Annotated in this window: 16 protein-coding genes; 10 read left to right on the forward strand and 6 right to left on the reverse strand. The window is 70.4% G+C overall.

Translation table 11 applies throughout. The annotated features are described in order from the left end of the window. Window positions 1-30 precede the first annotated feature (30 nt). From A9X00_RS08160 to A9X00_RS08170, 3 genes are read left to right on the forward strand one after another with little or no spacing between them, the layout of a single operon-like run. Window positions 31-1773 carry an amidohydrolase family protein gene (locus tag A9X00_RS08160; protein WP_067151673.1) on the forward strand — a complete coding sequence of 581 codons (1743 nt, stop codon included), beginning with the start codon at window positions 31-33 and terminating at the stop codon, window positions 1771-1773. Window positions 1774-1811: 38 nt separating this feature from the next. After that, window positions 1812-3203, forward strand: a complete 1392-nt coding sequence (locus A9X00_RS08165; protein WP_067151676.1) for a PPE family protein — start codon at window positions 1812-1814, stop codon at window positions 3201-3203. An 18-nt stretch (window positions 3204-3221) separates the two neighbouring features. After that, the gene (locus A9X00_RS08170) at window positions 3222-3620 is read left to right on the forward strand and encodes a hypothetical protein (RefSeq protein ID WP_067151679.1); all 399 of its coding nucleotides are present in this window, start codon (window positions 3222-3224) and stop codon (window positions 3618-3620) included. Between the two features lie 146 nt (window positions 3621-3766). Here A9X00_RS08170 and groL read toward each other — a convergent pair whose 3' ends face one another. Then, window positions 3767-5392, reverse strand: a complete 1626-nt coding sequence (gene groL, locus A9X00_RS08175) for a chaperonin GroEL (protein ID WP_067009979.1) — start codon at window positions 5390-5392, stop codon at window positions 3767-3769. Window positions 5393-5557: 165 nt separating this feature from the next. After that, a complete protein-coding gene (locus A9X00_RS08180) occupies window positions 5558-6124 on the reverse strand; it encodes a TetR/AcrR family transcriptional regulator (protein WP_067151683.1) in 567 nt (188 codons plus the stop codon). Between the two features lie 102 nt (window positions 6125-6226). Here A9X00_RS08180 and A9X00_RS08185 point away from each other — a divergent pair, with 102 nt between their 5' ends. Together A9X00_RS08185 and A9X00_RS08190 are read left to right on the forward strand one after the other, a co-directional pair. Then, a complete protein-coding gene (locus tag A9X00_RS08185) occupies window positions 6227-7141 on the forward strand; it encodes an SDR family NAD(P)-dependent oxidoreductase (RefSeq protein WP_067151686.1) in 915 nt (304 codons plus the stop codon). Window positions 7142-7159: 18 nt separating this feature from the next. Then, a complete protein-coding gene (locus tag A9X00_RS08190; protein ID WP_067151689.1) occupies window positions 7160-7666 on the forward strand; it encodes a cupin domain-containing protein in 507 nt (168 codons plus the stop codon). 10 nt (window positions 7667-7676) lie between these two features. Here A9X00_RS08190 and A9X00_RS30640 read toward each other — a convergent pair whose 3' ends face one another. From A9X00_RS30640 to A9X00_RS08200, 3 genes are all read right to left on the reverse strand, one after another. After that, the gene (locus A9X00_RS30640) at window positions 7677-7844 is read right to left on the reverse strand and encodes a hypothetical protein (RefSeq protein ID WP_156771991.1); all 168 of its coding nucleotides are present in this window, start codon (window positions 7842-7844) and stop codon (window positions 7677-7679) included. Between the two features lie 125 nt (window positions 7845-7969). After that, window positions 7970-9412 carry an NAD(P)/FAD-dependent oxidoreductase gene (locus A9X00_RS08195; RefSeq protein WP_067151691.1) on the reverse strand — a complete coding sequence of 481 codons (1443 nt, stop codon included), beginning with the start codon at window positions 9410-9412 and terminating at the stop codon, window positions 7970-7972. After that, window positions 9403-9876: a VOC family protein gene (locus A9X00_RS08200; RefSeq protein ID WP_067151693.1), complete on the reverse strand. Its 474-nt coding sequence runs from the start codon at window positions 9874-9876 to the stop codon at window positions 9403-9405. Before A9X00_RS08200 ends, A9X00_RS08195 begins: the two co-directional genes overlap by 10 nt. A gap of 53 nt (window positions 9877-9929) precedes the next feature. On the opposite strand from A9X00_RS08200, the gene glp reads away from it, so the two are divergent. The 4 genes from glp to A9X00_RS08220 are packed head-to-tail and all read left to right on the forward strand — an operon-like array spanning window position 9930 to window position 14899. After that, window positions 9930-11141, forward strand: a complete 1212-nt coding sequence (glp, locus tag A9X00_RS08205) for a gephyrin-like molybdotransferase Glp (protein ID WP_067151695.1) — start codon at window positions 9930-9932, stop codon at window positions 11139-11141. Between the two features lie 10 nt (window positions 11142-11151). Continuing rightward, window positions 11152-11874, forward strand: a complete 723-nt coding sequence (locus A9X00_RS08210) for a phosphatidylserine decarboxylase (RefSeq protein ID WP_232006713.1) — start codon at window positions 11152-11154, stop codon at window positions 11872-11874. Beyond that, complete coding sequence (gene pssA, locus A9X00_RS08215; RefSeq protein ID WP_066930984.1) at window positions 11871-12734, forward strand: CDP-diacylglycerol--serine O-phosphatidyltransferase; 864 nt, start codon at window positions 11871-11873, stop codon at window positions 12732-12734. The genes A9X00_RS08210 and pssA overlap by 4 nt, the downstream gene beginning before the upstream one ends. After that, a complete protein-coding gene (locus A9X00_RS08220; RefSeq protein WP_067151697.1) occupies window positions 12731-14899 on the forward strand; it encodes an AAA family ATPase in 2169 nt (722 codons plus the stop codon). Before pssA ends, A9X00_RS08220 begins: the two co-directional genes overlap by 4 nt. Here the strand turns inward: A9X00_RS08220 and A9X00_RS08225 are convergent. Next, window positions 14873-15481: a TetR/AcrR family transcriptional regulator gene (locus A9X00_RS08225; RefSeq protein ID WP_067151699.1), complete on the reverse strand. Its 609-nt coding sequence runs from the start codon at window positions 15479-15481 to the stop codon at window positions 14873-14875. The genes A9X00_RS08220 and A9X00_RS08225 overlap by 27 nt on opposite strands. A gap of 21 nt (window positions 15482-15502) precedes the next feature. On the opposite strand from A9X00_RS08225, the gene A9X00_RS08230 reads away from it, so the two are divergent. Next, window positions 15503-16297, forward strand: a complete 795-nt coding sequence (locus A9X00_RS08230) for a DUF2867 domain-containing protein (protein ID WP_067151702.1) — start codon at window positions 15503-15505, stop codon at window positions 16295-16297. Window positions 16298-16377 lie beyond the last annotated feature (80 nt).

A 16377-nucleotide genomic window follows, 5' to 3' on the forward strand; every position in this document is an offset into this window, starting at 1 on the left:
GACCCACCGACGCGGTCGTAGATTGTTTGAATGACTTACGACCTCATCATCCGCAACGGCACCATCGTCGACGGGCTGGGCGGTCAGCCGTATGTCGGCGACGTGGCGGTGCGCGACGGGGTGATCGCGGCGGTCGGGTCCGTGAACGGCGACGGCGCTACGCGGGAAATCGACGCCACCGGTCTGCTCGTCACCCCCGGCTTCATCGACCTGCACACCCACTACGACGGCCAGTCCATCTGGTCTGAGCGGCTGACGCCGTCGTCGGCGCACGGGGTGACCACGGTGGTGATGGGCAACTGCGGGGTCGGGTTCGCGCCGTGCCGGCGGGAGGACCACGACGTGCTCGTCGACGTGATGGCCGGGGTGGAGGACATTCCCGGCGTCGTCATGACCGACGGCCTGCCGTGGAACTGGGAGACCTTCCCCGAATACATGGACGCCCTGGACGCGGGCAAGCGTGACATCGACGTGGCCGCCTATCTGCCGCACTCCCCGCTGCGGGTGTACGTGATGGGTCAGCGCGGCGCCGACCGCGAACCGGCCACCGCCGAAGACCTCGCCAAGATGCGGGCGCTGGCCAAGGAGGCGATCGAGGTCGGCGCGCTGGGCTTCGCGTCGTCGCGGCTGACGATCCACAAGACCGAAAGCGGTTCGCCCATACCGAGTTACGACGCCGCCCGCGAGGAGATCGAAGAGATCGCCCGGGGGGTGGTCGACGGCGGCGGCGGCCTGCTGCAGTTCGTGCCGGACATCCCGGCCGGCGGCTATCAGCCCGTGCTGCAGACGGTGTTCGACGTGGCCGAGGACGTCGGCCTGCCGGTCACGTTCACCCTGGTCGTCGCCAACGCGGGCGACCCGACGTGGCCGGACGCCATCACCATGATCGAGAAGGCCAACTCGAGGGCGGCCGGCGAGGAGCCGCAAGTCACCGCGCAGCTGCTGCCCCGCCCCATCGGGTTGATCATCGGGCTGCAACTGTCCGCCAACCCGTTCGTGCTCTACCCCAGCTACCGCGAGATCGCGCACCTGCCGCTGGCCGAGCGGGTCGCCGAGATGCGCAAGCCGGAGGTGCGCGCCCGCATCCTGGCCGACAAGCCCGGCGTCGGGCACCCCATCCTGTACGTGGCCCAGATGTGGGACTGGATCTTCCCGCTGGGCGACACGCCCGACTACGAGCCCGACCCGTCGACCAGCGTCGGGGCGCGCGCCCGGGCCCGCGGGGTGGACCCGATGGAGGAGGCCTACGACCGGCTGCTCGACGACGAGGGCCGCGCCATGCTGCTGGTCGCGACCAGCAACCTGCAGGGCAACTCGCTGGACACCGTCGGCGAGCTGCTGCACCGCGACGACGTCGTGCTCGGGCTCGGCGACGGCGGCGCGCACTACGGGATGATCTGCGACGCGAGCTACACCACGTACTTCCTGGCCCACTGGGCCCGCGACCGCAAGTCCGGGCGGTTCACCGTGCCGGAGGCCGTGCGCGAGCTCACCTCGGTGCCGGCCCGCGTCGCCGGGCTGGGCGATCGCGGCCGCATCGCCGTCGGCTACAAGGCCGATCTCAACGTCATCGATCACGCCGCCCTGCGGCTGCACAAGCCCGTCATCCGGCACGACCTACCGGCCGGGGGCCGGAGACTGGACCAGACCGCCGAAGGATATGTGACAACGGTCGTTTCCGGTGAAATAATTGCCGAAAATGGCGTTCCGACCGCCGCGCGGCCAGGGAAGTTGGTCCGGGGCCGAAAGCCCATTCCGGTACCTGGTCGATAACGCCACGAAGGGCGGCCCTTCCCGGTTAAGTTGGGTTAGTGACAAGCCCGCATTTTGCGTGGTTGCCGCCAGAAATCAACTCGGCACTTATCTTCGCCGGTCCGGGGGCGGCGCCGCTGCTTGCTGCGGCCGCCGCTTGGGATGGGTTGGCCGAGGATCTGGCGACTTCGGCTTCGTCATTCTTTTCGGTGACAAACGATCTGGCCAACGGTTCGTGGCAGGGCGCGTCGGCGGCCGCGATGATGACCGTGGCGACGCAGTACGTGAGCTGGCTCAGCGCGGCGGCCGCGCAGGCCGAGGCGGCATCGAGCCAGGCCGCGGCCATCGCGGCCGCGTTCGAGACGGCGGTAGCGGCCACGGTGCAGCCCGCGGTGGTGGCGGCCAACCGCGCCCTGGTGAAGGCCCTGGCTTCCACGGACTGGTTCGGATTCAACATCCCGGCGATCATGGACACCGAGGCGGCCTACGAGGCGATGTGGGCGACCGACGTCGCCGCGATGTTCGGCTACCACGCCGACGCGTCCTCGGCCGTCGCGCAATTGGCGCCCTGGCAGCAGGTCCTGCAGAAGCTCGGTTTCAGTTTCGCCAACGGCCGAATGAGTTTCGGCCCCATAACGATGGGCAATTCGAACATCGGTTTCGGAAACAGCGGCAGCCTGAATGTCGGTTCCGGCAATTCGGGTAACAACAACTTCGGCTTGGGCAACCTCGGAAATAACAACTTCGGTTTCGGCAACAGCGGTAGCAACGACTTCGGGATCGGGCTGACCGGGAGCAATCAGATCGGGTTCGGCGGCTTCAACTCGGGCAGCGGCAACATCGGGTTGTTCAACTCGGGCACCGGCAACATCGGCTTTTTCAACTCCGGCAACGGTAACTTCGGCATCGGTAATTCGGGCGCCTCGAATACCGGCTTCCTGAATTCGGGGTCGGTCAACGCGGGCATTATGAACACCGGCACCGCCAACACCGGTTTCTTCCAAGAGGGCGGGCTGGGCAGCGCCGAGGCGGTCAACTCCAGCCATTACATGACGGGCGGCGTCAGCGCGGCCAACCTCAGCTCGGGTCTGCTCAACTCGGTCACCGCGTCGACCGGCAGCCTGGCCCCGGCCGCCGGATCGAGCCTGCTCAGCAATGCCAGCTTCGCGGCGCCGGCCGACGCCAGCGCCATCGCCAGCGGCCTCGAAGCCGGCCACGCGAATTCCTCCGTCAGCGCGGCGGGTGGCCCCACCCCGACCCCGCCGGCCCTGCGGACCACCACGGGGGCGAGCGCCCCGTCGGGCTTCTTTACCGCCAGCAACGGCGACGCCGGCGTCCGGAGCCTGCCCGGCCGGGAGTCCAACATTCCCAGCTCGGGCTTCTTCAACAAGGGCGAGCGCGGTCCCGACGCCCCCGAACCCGGGCCGAGGGAGCCGCTCCTAACCGACTAGCGGCCTATCCTCGAAGCCATGCGCACGAAGAAAAAGGTCGACGTCGAGCGGCTGGCCGCGGCGCTGCCGGACTTCCCGTTCGCGTACCTGATCACCGTCGGCGAGGGCTATCGCGTGCACACCGTGACGGTCGAGCCGCGGCTGCGTGACGGCGCGGTCCTCGACGTCGGCCTGATCGGCGGGCGCACCCGCGAAAACCTCGCCCATCGCCGCGACGTCACCCTGCTGTGGCCGCCGCGCGAGCCCGGTGGCTACTCGCTGATCGTCGACGGCAGCGCCGAGGTGACCGAGTCGGACGACGAGACGGTCCGCCTGGGCGTCATGCCGGAGCGTGCGCTGCTGCACCGCGAGGCCGACTCCCCCAGCGCCGCCAAGGGGTGCCTGCACGACTGTGTGGTGTTCTCGCTGCCCGTGTGAGCTCAGGGCGCGGCGTGTGAAGCTGCGGCGGAAAAACCGCCAGGATCCCGCCCAGGCTTCACATGCAAAGCCGTAGGTTCACACGCAACGCAAACCACGAAAAAGCCCGGCCCCACAGGGAACCGGGCTTTTTCGTTGACTGCGGACTAGAAGTCCATGCCGCCCATGCCGCCGGTCGGGTCGCCCGCGGGAGCGGCCGCCTTCTCCGGCTTGTCGGCCACGACGGCCTCGGTCGTCAGGAACAGCCCCGCGATGGACGCCGCGTTCTGCAGCGCCGAACGGGTCACCTTGACCGGGTCGGCGACGCCGGCCTTGAGCAGGTCCTCGTACTCGCCGGTGGCGGCGTTCAAGCCGGTGCCGGCCTTCGAGTTGCGGACCTTCTCCGCGACGACGCCGGGCTCCAGCCCGGAGTTGAAGGCGATCTGCTTCAGCGGAGCCTCCAACGCCACCTTGACGATGTTGGCGCCGGTCGCCTCGTCACCCTTGAGCTGGAGCTCGTCCAGGGCCGGAGCCGACTGCAGCAGGGCCACGCCGCCACCGGCGACGATGCCCTCCTCGACGGCCGCCTTGGCGTTGCGGACCGCGTCCTCGATGCGGTGCTTGCGCTCCTTGAGCTCCACCTCGGTGGCGGCGCCGGCCTTGATCACCGCAACACCGCCGGCCAGCTTGGCCAGGCGCTCCTGCAGCTTCTCGCGGTCGTAGTCGGAGTCGCTGTTCTCGATCTCGGTGCGGATCTGGGCCACCCGGCCGGCGATGGCGTCCGGGTCACCGGCGCCCTCGACGATGGTGGTCTCGTCCTTGGTGATGACCACCTTGCGGGCCTTGCCCAGCAGCGAGATGTCGGCGGTCTCGAGGGACAGGCCGACCTCCTCGCTGATGACCTGACCACCGGTGAGGATGGCCATGTCCTGCAGCATCGCCTTGCGCCGGTCACCGAAGCCGGGAGCCTTGACGGCCACCGACTTGAAGGTGCCGCGGATCTTGTTGACGACCAGGGTGGAGAGAGCCTCGCCCTCGACGTCCTCGGCGATGATCAGCAGCGGCTTGCCGCCCTGGATGACCTTCTCCAGCAGCGGGAGCAGGTCCTTGACGGTCGACACCTTGGAGCTGACCAGCAGGATGTAGGGGTCCTCCAGGACAGCTTCCTGACGCTCGGCGTCGGTGACGAAGTAGCCCGAGATGTAGCCCTTGTCGAACCGCATGCCCTCGGTGAGCTCGAGCTGCAGGCCGAAGGTGTTGGACTCCTCGACGGTGATGACGCCCTCGTTGCCGACCTTGTCCATCGCCTCGGCGATCAGGTCGCCGATCGACTGGTCGCCCGCGGAGATGGCCGCGGTGGCCGCGATCTGCTCCTTGGTCTCGACGTCCTTGGCCGACTTCAGCAGGGTCTCGGTGATCTTCTCGACGGCCTTCTCGATGCCGCGCTTGAGGCCGAGCGGGTTGGCGCCCGCCGCGACGTTGCGCAGGCCCTCTTTCACCAGGGCCTGGGCCAGCACCGTGGCCGTCGTCGTGCCGTCACCGGCGACGTCGTCGGTCTTCTTGGCAACTTCCTTGACCAGCTCGGCGCCGATCTTCTCGTACGGGTCCTCCAGCTCGATCTCCTTGGCGATGGACACACCATCGTTGGTGATCGTGGGGGCACCCCACTTCTTCTCCAGGACGACGTTGCGACCCTTGGGTCCCAACGTCACCTTTACCGCGTCGGCAAGGCTGTTCAGGCCCCGCTCGAGGCCGCGACGGGCCTCTTCGTCGTACGCAATTGTCTTGGCCATTGCGAAGTGATTCCTCCGGATAGGGGATGACACGTCCTGGCCGGGTGCAGTGCCCGCGACGGACGACCAAGCTGGTCTCACCGTCCCGACCTAGCACTCACCGGTGGCGAGTGCCAACGTCATTCTTAGCACTCGCCTATGCCGAGTGCAAGAACGGCCCCGGCGTTATCGCTGCGCGCGTAAACCGTCGACGACGACGTCGGTCACGCGCTCGGCCAACGCGGAGTTATAGGCCTCCATCGCCTGGCATCCCACCAGGATCGTCTTCACTTCGCGCACGTCGAGATCCTTTCGTGCGGTCCCCGCTTCCTGTGCGGCGCGCAGCAGCTCGCCGAGCACGGCGTAGAACGCGTCCTCGACGTCGGGCACGGCGCTCTCGATGTCGATGCCGAACCCGGCCAAAGCATCGGCCAGGCCTCGGTCCGTCGCGCCCCACTGCAACACCATGGAGCGCAGGAAGGTGAAGAGCGCTTCGCCGGGCCCCTCGGATTTCAGCAGCGCGTATCCATCGTCGACGAGATGGCGCATGCGGTCCTCGATGACGGCCCGGAACAGCGCCTCCTTGGTCGGGAAGTGCCGGTAGACGGTGCCCGCGCCGACGCCGGCGCGCCGGGCGATCTCGTCGATCGGCACCGAGAGGCCCTCGGCCGCGAAGGTGTCGTAGGCGACCTCCAGCACGCGCGCCCGGTTGCGCGCCGCGTCGGCGCGCAGCGGCCGGTCGGGTTGCGCCATAAGTTCACCTCGACTCGGTTGACAAAACGGGGCGTGCGTTCCGTATAGTGGGGACAACCGGAGCGCTCGCCCCGTTTACCTTACTAGTTTAGGAGCTTCCCCATGGCCAAGTGGACCGCCGCGGACATTCCCGACCAGGCCGGCCGGGTCGCCGTCATCACCGGCGCCAACACCGGGCTGGGCTACGAGACCGCCCTCGCGCTCGCCGACCACGGCGCCCACGTGGTGCTCGCGGTGCGCAACCTCGACAAGGGCAAAGACGCCGCGGCCCGCATCACCGCGAAGAGCCCGCACGCCGACGTGGCGCTGCAGGAGCTGGACCTGACGTCGCTGGAGTCCGTCCGCGCCGCGGCCGAGCAACTGCGCTCCGCGCACGACCGCATCGACCTGCTGATCAACAACGCGGGCGTCATGTACACGCCGAAGGAAACCACCGCGGACGGCTTCGAGATGCAGTTCGGCACCAACCACCTCGGCCACTTTGCGCTCACCGGACTGCTGCTGGACCGGCTGCTGCCCGTCGCCGGCTCCCGGGTCGTGACCGTCAGCAGCATGGGCCATCGCATCCTCGCCGACATCCACTTCGACGACCTGCAGTGGGAGCGCCGCTACAACCGCGTGGCGGCGTACGGACAGGCCAAGCTGGCCAACCTGCTGTTCACCTACGAGCTGCAGCGCCGGCTCGCCCCGCACGGCACGACGATCGCCGCCGCCGCCCACCCCGGCGGGTCGAACACCGAGCTGGGCCGCTACACGCCCACGGCGTTCCGGCCGCTCGTCAACATGTTCTTCAACGTGATTGCGCAGGACGCGGCCATGGGCGCGCTCCCGACGCTGCGCGCCGCGACCGACCCCGGCGTGCTCGGCGGCCAGTACTACGGCCCCGACGGCTTCGGCGAGACGCGCGGCTACCCGAAAATCGTTGGCTCCAGCCGGAAGTCGCACGACGCCGAGTTGCAGCGGCGGCTGTGGGCGGTCTCCGAGGAGCTCACCGGGGTGGTCTATCCGTTCGACTGAGGGGGTAACACTGGAGGCATGTCCCTTGTCGTGCCCCCGTACCCGCCGCCGCGTTACACCAAGCACGAGCCGGAGATCAGCGCGTGGCTGCGGCGCGCTCCTGAAAATGGAGGGGCGCCGCCCGACTACGAGACGTTCGGGACCAAGTACCACTACCTGGCCAACCAGCAGGCCACCGACGGCGACTACGGCCTGTACCGGGTCGACATCGCCCCGGCCGGCGGAGGGCCCCCGGCGCACTATCACCGCGCGATGTCCGAGGCGTTCTTCGTCCTGTCCGGGACGATGAAGCTCTTCGACGGCAACGAGTGGCTCGACGGCCACCAGGGCGACTTCCTCTACGTCCCGCCCGGCGGCGTGCACGGTTTCCGCAACGAGGCCGACGCGCCGGCGTCGGTCCTGATGTTGTTCGCGCCCGGCGCGCCGCGCGAGGCCTACTTCGAGGGCTTCGCGGCGCTGGCCGACATGACCGACGACGAACGCCGGGAGTGGTTCATCCGCCACGACAACTACTGGATGCAATGACCCCAACGGGTTAATGCTGGGCGAACATTCGGTGCCGAGCGGGGATGCGCGGCCCGGGCGCGACGTAGGGTTTGGCCGTGCAGGCCAAGAAGCCGCAGTCGAAGCGGGAAGCGGCGTGGGCGCGGACCAAAGTCGAGATGGCGCGCAGCGCCCCGATCAGGGTCGCCGAGCGGGTCAAGCGGGTGAGGCAGGGCAGCCGGCCGCCGGCGCCAACCGCCTTGGCGCAAGCCGGAATTGGGGCGCCGGCCCGCCACCGGGGCGAGCGAGGCGTCCGGATTCACCGCCACCGGGCCGAACCGGCCGCTAACCAGCGAATCGGTAATCGCCGTCGACCAGCGCGCGGGTCCGCTCGAAGAACGTCCGGCCGCTGTAGGGCAGTTGGGTGACGACCTTGCCGCTGGGGTGCCGGAAGTAGTTGGTGCAGGCGAGCCAGACCTTGCCGACCATGGCGGCCTGGATCTCGTCGTTGTAGCGTCGCTGCGCCGCGGGCGTGACCTCGATCGTGCGCGCGCCGCGGTCGCCCATCACGTCGAGGATGTGCCGGACGAACGTCGTCTGGGCCTCGTGGATGTACAGGATCGAGTTGACGCCGTTGGTGTTCGGGCCGTAGAGGGTGAAGAAGTTCGGATACCCGGCGATCAGCGTGCCGAGGTAGGCCTCGGCGCCCCCGCTCCACTCGTCGCGCAGGTGGCGACCGCCCGACCCGTACACGTCGATGCTCGCCAGGTAGTCGGCGGCCTGGAACCCGGTGCCGTAGATGACGGTGTCGACGCGGTGCTCGACGCCGTCGACGGTGCGCACCCCGCGCTCGGTCAGCTCGGCGATGGCGGTCGTCTCCAGGCTCACGTTGGGCAGGGCGAACGTCGGGTACCAATCGCGCGACATCAGCGGCCGCTTGCAGCCGACGGGGTAGTCGGGCGTCAGCTTCGCGCGCAGCTCAGGGTCGGCGACCTTGCGCGCCAGATAGCTGCGGGCCAGCTCGGTCGCCTCGCGCGTCTGCGCGGCGTCGACGTCGAAGTCGGATGACTCGTAGGCGTCGAAGGCCTCGTCGCGCAGCTTTTGCGCCGTCTCGGGATGGCGCTCGAACTCGGCGTGCTGCTCGGGCGTGAACGGGAAGTCGAAGCGCGGCGCGATCCAGATCGGGGTCCGCTGAAACACGGTGAGGTGCGCGGTTTCTCGCGCGATCGCCGGCACGTACTGGATGGCGCTGGCGCCCGTTCCGATGGACGCGACCCGCTCCCCGGCCGTCGGCTTGCTGTGATCCCAACGCGCCGAATGGAATTGGCGCCCGCGGAACCTCCCCGCGCCGGGGATGTCGGGGATGTTGGGCACGTCGAGCATCCCGACAGCGCTCACCACGACGTCGAAGTGGTGCTCGGCGCCGTCGCCGGTGCCGAGTGTCCACCGCCGCTCCCGATCCGACCAGCGCACCGTGGTGATCTCGGTGTGGGGGCGCAGATGCGGCGCCAGCCCGTGGTCGGCGGCGACCTTCTCCAGGTAGGCCAGGATCTCGGGCTGGTTGGCGTAGGTCTTGCTCCACCGCGGGTTGGGCGCGAACGAATAGGAGTACAGGTGCGAGGGCACGTCGCAGGCCGCGCCCGGAAACGTGTTGTGCCGCCAGGTCCCGCCGAACCCGTCGGCCCGGTCGAAGATGGTGAAGTCGTAGCCGCCCTCGGCGAGCTGGATGCCCATCGCGATGCCGCCGGCACCCGCGCCGATGATCCCGACGCGCGGCTTCAGCCCCATTGCGCGAAGTACGGTCGCTCGGGGCGGGTCTTTTCCACCAGGATGAACACCACGCCCCAGGGGTCGACGAACCAGGTGGTGCGTACCCTCGCGACGTCGGCGACCCCGCCGACCAGGAAGCGCACGCCCTTGCCCTCCAGTTCGGCGCGGGTGGCGTCGAGGTCCTCGCAGATCAGCCCGACGTGCGACAGGCCGTGATCGGTCAGGGCCCGTTCGGCATCCGCGCCGTCGACGTTGAGGTATTCGATGACCTCGAGCACCCGGTCGCCGTCGCCGGGAAACCCGACGATGGCCGCCTTCATGCTCGGGTCGCCGACCAGCTCGCCCATGTCCTCGCGAATGGCATTACCGCTCATGACGTACGGCGGTGAGAGCACACGCAGGCCCAATACGTCGCGGTAGTAGGCCACCGCGGCCTCGCAGTCGGGCACGCACACCCCGGTGTGGGCCAACCCGGTAATCACGTTCTGAACCTTACGTCCGCGAGCCGTCTTTTTGGGCCTTGGATAATGGCCGTGTGCGGTCAGTCGAAGAGCATCAGCGAGTCGTGGCGGAGATGATCCGCGCCCGCCCGGCCGGCGCCGTGGCGCTGGCCGACGCCCAGGGGCTGGTGCTGGCCGACGACGTGGTCGCGTCGCTGGCGCTGCCGGTCTTCGACAACTCCGCGATGGACGGATACGCGGTGCGCGCCGAGGACGTCGCGGGCGCAACGCCCGAACACCCGGTGGTGTTGGAAGTCGCCGAGGACATCCCGGCCGGGCGCGTCGACGAGCTGACGCTGCAACCGAATACCGCGCACCGCATCATGACGGGCGCGCCGATGCCGGCCGGGGCGACGGCCGTGGTGCCGGTCGAGGACACCGACGGCGGGGTCGAGGCGGTGACGATCCGGGCGCCGCGCCCGGCCGGCGCGCACATCCGGCGGGCCGGCGAGGACGTCGCGCCCGGCACCACCGTGCTGCGCCGGGGCCAGGTGGTCACGCCGGCGATCCTCGGGCTGGCGTCGGCGCTGGGCATGGCGGAGCTGAAAGTGATTCCGCGCCAACGTGTCCTGGTGATGTCGACCGGCTCGGAGCTGGTGGCGCCGGGGGCGCCGCTGCGGCCGGGGCAAATCTACGAGTCCAATTCGATCATGCTGGCCGGGGCGGTGCGCGACGCCGGCGCCGAGGTGATCGCCGTCGCGACCGCCGAAGACGATGTCGCACAGTTCAGTTCGATCCTCGATCGCTACGCGGACGGCTGCGACCTGATCATCACCAGCGGCGGCGTCAGCGCGGGCGCCTACGAGGTGGTCAAGGACGCGTTCGGGCGGGACGGCGACCAGGGGGTGGAGTTCGTCAAGGTGGCGATGCAGCCGGGCATGCCGCAGGGCATCGGCCGGGTGGCCGGCGCGACGATCGTCACCCTGCCGGGCAATCCGGTCAGCGCGCTGGTGTCCTTCGAGGTGTTCATCCGGCCCGCGCTGCGCCGGGCCATGGGCCTGCCCGACCCCGAGCGGCCGCACCGGCCCGCGGTCCTCGCCGAATCGCTGACCTCGCCGCGGGGCAAGCGCCAGTTCCGACGCGCGATCTTCGACCGCGAAGCGGCGACCGTCACCAGCTACGGGCCGCCGGCCTCCCACCATTTGCGGTGGCTGGCGTCGGCGAACGCGCTGCTGGACATCCCGGAGGACGTCGTCGAGGTGTCCGCGGGAACCGAGCTGCAAGTCTGGGACCTGACGAGTCCGTAAGATGGCCGCCGTGGCAAGACGCCCGAACACCGTCGGCCCGACCGCCGAGGACCCGGCGTTCAGCCCCCAGCACGCCCTCGAGTTGGTGCGATCCGCGATTCCGCCGATTCACCCGGCCGGGCGGCCGTTCATCGCCGCCGGCCTGGGCGCGGCCCTCCTCGGGCGCAACCACCGCTGGCTGCGCCGCGCGGGCCTGCTGGCCGCCGGTGCCTGCGCCGGATTCTTCCGCCATCCCCCGCGGGTGCCGCCCTCCCGGCCCGGCGCCGTCGTCGCCCCCGCCGACGGCGAGATCTGCGTGATCGACGCGGCGGCCCCGCCGGCCGAGCTCGGCATGGGCGAGGCGCCGTTGCCGCGGGTCAGCATCTTCCTGTCGCTGCTGGACGCCCACGTGCAGCGGGCCCCGGTGAGCGGCGAGGTGATCGACGTGCAGCACCGGCCGGGTCGCTTCGGGTCGGCCGACCTGCCCGCGGCGAGCACCCAGAACGAGCGCACCAGCCTGCGCATCCGCACCGACACCGGCGCCGACGTGGTGGCGGTGCAGGTCGCCGGGCTGCTCGCGCGCCGCATCGTCTGCGACGCCCGCGCCGGGGACAAGCTGTCGATCGGCGACACCTACGGCCTGATCCGGTTCGGCTCCCGGCTGGACACCTACCTCCCGCCCGGGACGGAACCGCTGGTGAAGGTGGGCCAGCGCGCGGTTGCCGGCGAGACCGTCCTGGCCGAGCTGGCATGACCGACAAGCGCCGGGACAGGCGAACCGCAAGCCTGCAACTGTTGCCCAGCGCGATGACGGTGCTGTCCATCTGCGCGGGCATGACGTCGATCAAGTTCGCCCTCGACGGCAAGCCGATTCCCGCGATGGCGCTGATCGCCGCGGCGGCGATCCTGGACGCGCTGGACGGACGGGTGGCCCGCATCCTGGGCGCCCAGTCGCGGCTCGGCGCCGAGATCGACTCCCTGGCCGACGCGGTGAACTTCGGGGTCACACCCGCCCTGGTGGTCTACGTCATGCTGCTGTCGAAGTGGCCGGTCGGCTGGGCGGTGGTGCTGCTGTACGCGGTGTGCGTCGTGCTACGACTGGCCCGGTACAACGCGCAGCAGGACGACGAAACCCAGCACGCCTACCAGCATGAATTCTTCGTCGGGATGCCCGCGCCGGCGGGCGCGGTCTCCATGATCGGCACGATCGCCCTGAAGTTGCAGTTCGGCGAGGGCTGGTGGACGTCGGTGTGGTTCCTCGCGATCTGGATCACCGGGACGTCGATGCTGATGGTCAGCGCGATCCCGATGAAGAAGCTGCACACCGTGGCGATTCCGCCGAACTGGGCGGTTCCCCTGCTGGCGGTGCTCGCGGCCGTCGCGGCGGCCGCGGTACTGGAGCCCTACATCCTGATCTGGGTGATCATCGTCGCCTACCTGTGCCACGTCCCGTTCGCGGTGCGCACCAAGCGCTGGTTGGCCAAACACCCCGAGGTGTGGGACGACAAGCCCAAGGAACGGCGCGCCGTGCGGCGCGCGAACCGCCGGGCGCAGCCGAGCCGCCGGTCGACGACGCGGCTGGGGCTGCGGAAGCCGAGCGGGCGCCTGCGATGATCGACGGCGGCCCGGCCCGTCACCTCACGCTCACCGCCAGGCTGAACACCTCCGCCGTCGACTCCCGCCGCGGCGTCGTCCGAATCCACCCCAATGTCGTTGCGGCCCTTGGTATCCGGGAGTGGGACGCGGTCTCCCTGACCGGGTCGCGGACGACCGCGGCCGTCGTCGGCCTGGCCGGCCCGGACACCCCGGTCGGCATCGCGCTGCTCGACGACGTGACGCTGTCCAACGCCGGGCTGCGCGAGGGCACCGCGGTGATCGTCGGCGCGGTCACCGTGTACGGCGCGCGGTCGGTGACGCTGTCCGGCTCGTCCATGGCCGCCGCCTCGATCACGCCGGTCACGCTGCGACAGGCGCTGCTGGGCAAGGTGATGACCGTCGGCGACGCCGTGTCGCTGCTGCCGCGCGACCTGGGTCCGGGGACGTCGACGTCGGCCGCCACCCGGGCGCTGGCGTCCGCGGTCGGGATCAGCTGGACCTCGGAGTTGTTGACGGTCACGGAGGTCGACCCGGACGGGCCGGTCAGCGTGCAGCCAAACTCGTTGGTCAGCTGGGGAACCGGGGTCCCGGCCGTCGGGAGCTCGCACGAGCAGCTTCCCACCGGCACCCCGGAGATCCTCGTCGAGGAGCTGAAGGGCTCGCAGCCGCAGGCCGCCAAACTCGCCGAGTGGCTCAAGCTCTCGCTCGATGAGCCGCACCTGCTCAAGAGCCTGGGCGCGGGCACCAACCTCGGCGTGCTGGTGTCGGGGCCGGCCGGCGTGGGCAAGGTGACGCTGGTGCGCGCGGTCTGCGACAGCCGCAGGCTGATCGAGCTCGACGGCCCCGAGGTGGGCGCGCTGGCCGCCGACGACCGGCTGAAAACCGTTGCCGCGGCGGTGAAGAAGGTGCGCGACGGCGGCGGCGTCCTGTTGATCGCCGACGTCGACGCGCTGCTGCCGGCCCCCCCGGAGCCGGTGGCCGCGCTGATCCTCGGCGAGCTGCGCGCCGCCGTCGCCACCGGCGGCGTCGCATTGATCGCCACCTCCGCGCACCCCGACCAGCTCGACGCCCGGCTGCGCGCCCCCGACCTGTGCGACCGCGAGCTGGGCCTGCCGCTGCCCGACGCCGCCACCCGCAAGGCGCTGCTGGAGGCGCTGCTCAAGCCGGTGCCCACGGGCGATCTCGACCTCGACGAGATCGCCGGTCGCACACCGGGTTTCGTCGTCGCCGATCTCGCCGCGCTGGTGCGTGAGGCCGCGCTGCGGGCGGCGTCGCGCGCCAGCGCCGACGGGCAGCCACCGAAGCTGAATCAGGACGACCTCGTCGGCGCGCTGACCGTCATCCGGCCGCTGTCCCGCTCGGCCAGCGAGGAGCTGACGGTCGGCAACGTCACGCTCGACGACGTCGGCGACATGGCCGAGGCCAGGCAGGCCCTGACCGAGGCGGTGTTGTGGCCGCTGCAGCATCCCGACACCTTCGCCCGGCTCGGCGTCGATCCCCCGCGCGGCGTGCTGCTGTACGGCCCGCCCGGCTGCGGCAAGACGTTCATCGTCCGCGCCCTGGCCAGCACGGGGCAGCTGTCCGTGCACGCGGTCAAGGGCTCCGAGCTGATGGACAAGTGGGTGGGCAGCTCGGAAAAGGCGGTGCGCGAACTGTTTCGGCGGGCCCGCGATTCCGCGCCGTCGCTGGTGTTCCTCGACGAGGTGGACGCGCTGGCGCCGCGGCGCGGGCAGACCTTTGACTCCGGCGTGACCGACCGGGTGGTGGCCGCGCTGCTGACCGAGCTCGACGGCATCGACCCGCTGCGCGACGTCGTGGTGCTGGGCGCCACCAACCGGCCCGACCTGATCGACCCGGCGCTGCTGCGCCCGGGCCGGCTGGAGCGGTTGGTGTTCGTCGAACCGCCCGACGCCGCGGCCCGCGGCGAAATCCTGCGCACGGCGGGCAAATCCATCCCGCTGAGCGACGACGTCGACCTCGACGCGGTGGCCGCCTCGCTCGACGGCTACAGCGCCGCCGACTGCGTCGCGCTGCTGCGGGAGGCCGCGCTGACCGCGATGCGGCGATCCCTCGACGCCTCCGACGTGACGGCCGCGGACCTCGACGCCGCCCGCAAGACCGTGCGCCCCTCGCTGGACCCCACGCAGGTGGACTCCCTACGCGCGTTCGGCACGTCTCTCTAGGTGGCTCTCTAGCACCGCGCGGGCCGAGGCCGCGACGTCGGCCTCGAGCCAGGGCGGCATCGGCTCGTCGTGCGCGTGCCGGCGGACGACGGCATACGGCAGGTCGGCCACCGCGCGCGCGACGGCGTCGACCGATCGGCGGTCGCGCCTTCCGTACAGTTGCTTCGCCAGGACCGAAAGCCGTTCGGTCAGGGGCGCGTTCATCGCGGCGAGGGTTTCCCGGAACGCCGCGTCGGGCTCGCCGTCGAGCAGGTCGGTGGGCCGGATGGTCAACAACAGCCGGGCGTCCTCGGGGATCTCGCGGGCGAAGCCGACGGCGGCCACGGCCATCGCGGCCGCCGTGTCGAGGGGCGTCTCGCCCTCGCCGGCCAGCGCCCGCGCCTGGAAGCGCTCCAGCGCCCGCAGCCACGCCGCCGTCAGGATGCCGTCGCGGTTGCCGAACCGGTGATACAGCGTGCCGGCCGGCGCGCCGCTCGCGTCGGAGATCGCGGCGACGCTGGCCGCCCGCGGCCCCCCGTCGAGCACCAGCGCGCGGGCTGCGTCGAGGATCACATCGGTTTCGTGCTTCCGTGGAGGCGCCATGATCTAGTACATTCCTTCTATATGGAACGATTACCCTATATCGATGAGCATGCCATAACCGTGAGCGCGAGTCGCGACGACACGTGGTCGGCGCTGCTGCGGGTGATGTGCCGGGACCCGCGCGACCCCGCCACCGTCCCGATCGGCTTCGTCCTGGACGGGGCGCGGCGACCGGAGCTGTTCGCGCTCAAGGGCCGCCACCCGTTCGCGATCTACCGGTGGGTGTTCGAGTTGGACGACGTGGCACCCGGCACCCGGGTGCGTTCGGCAACCTGGGCGGCCTTCCCCGGCATCCACGGCAAGGCCTATCGCGCGCTGGTCATCGGAACCGGCGCACACCGGATCGTGGTGCGCAGGGTGCTGAGACGCATTGCGGCGTCGGCGCTCGAGGCCGATTACGCGGACGTCTTCGAAGCCCCCATCCCGCACGGCGATTCGCGCACCGCCGAACAGGCGCTCCGCGACGCGGTGGGGCGGAATCCGGGCGCGGGCGGGAACGTGGTGTGGTGGATCCACCGCCACGTGCTTCGGTTTCATCTCGGGCCGTATTCCACGCCGGACCACATCATCGGCTGGCCGATCACGCGTTCGGATCACGACGAGATCGTGCTGACGACGCGCGGCCCGCTGATGCGCGGCGAGCTGACGCTGCGACGCCGGGACGGCCACGCTGCGCTCACCACCCGCCTGCGTTACCGCCACAAGGTCGCCGCCCGTACGGTCTGGGCCGTGATCGGTCCGCTGCATCGGGCCGTGGCGCCGCGACTGGTGCAGCGCGCCGCCCGTCAACGCCTTCCCCGGATGGCCGGATGCTGAAACACCTTGTGGCGGTACGACCATCGGAACGAACGGCGTCGCTGCCCTGCGACGCGCTGCTCCCCAGCCCCGCCGTCCGG

Source organism: Mycobacterium sp. 1245805.9 (assembly GCF_001672915.1).
Lineage (GTDB): Bacteria > Actinomycetota > Actinomycetes > Mycobacteriales > Mycobacteriaceae > Mycobacterium.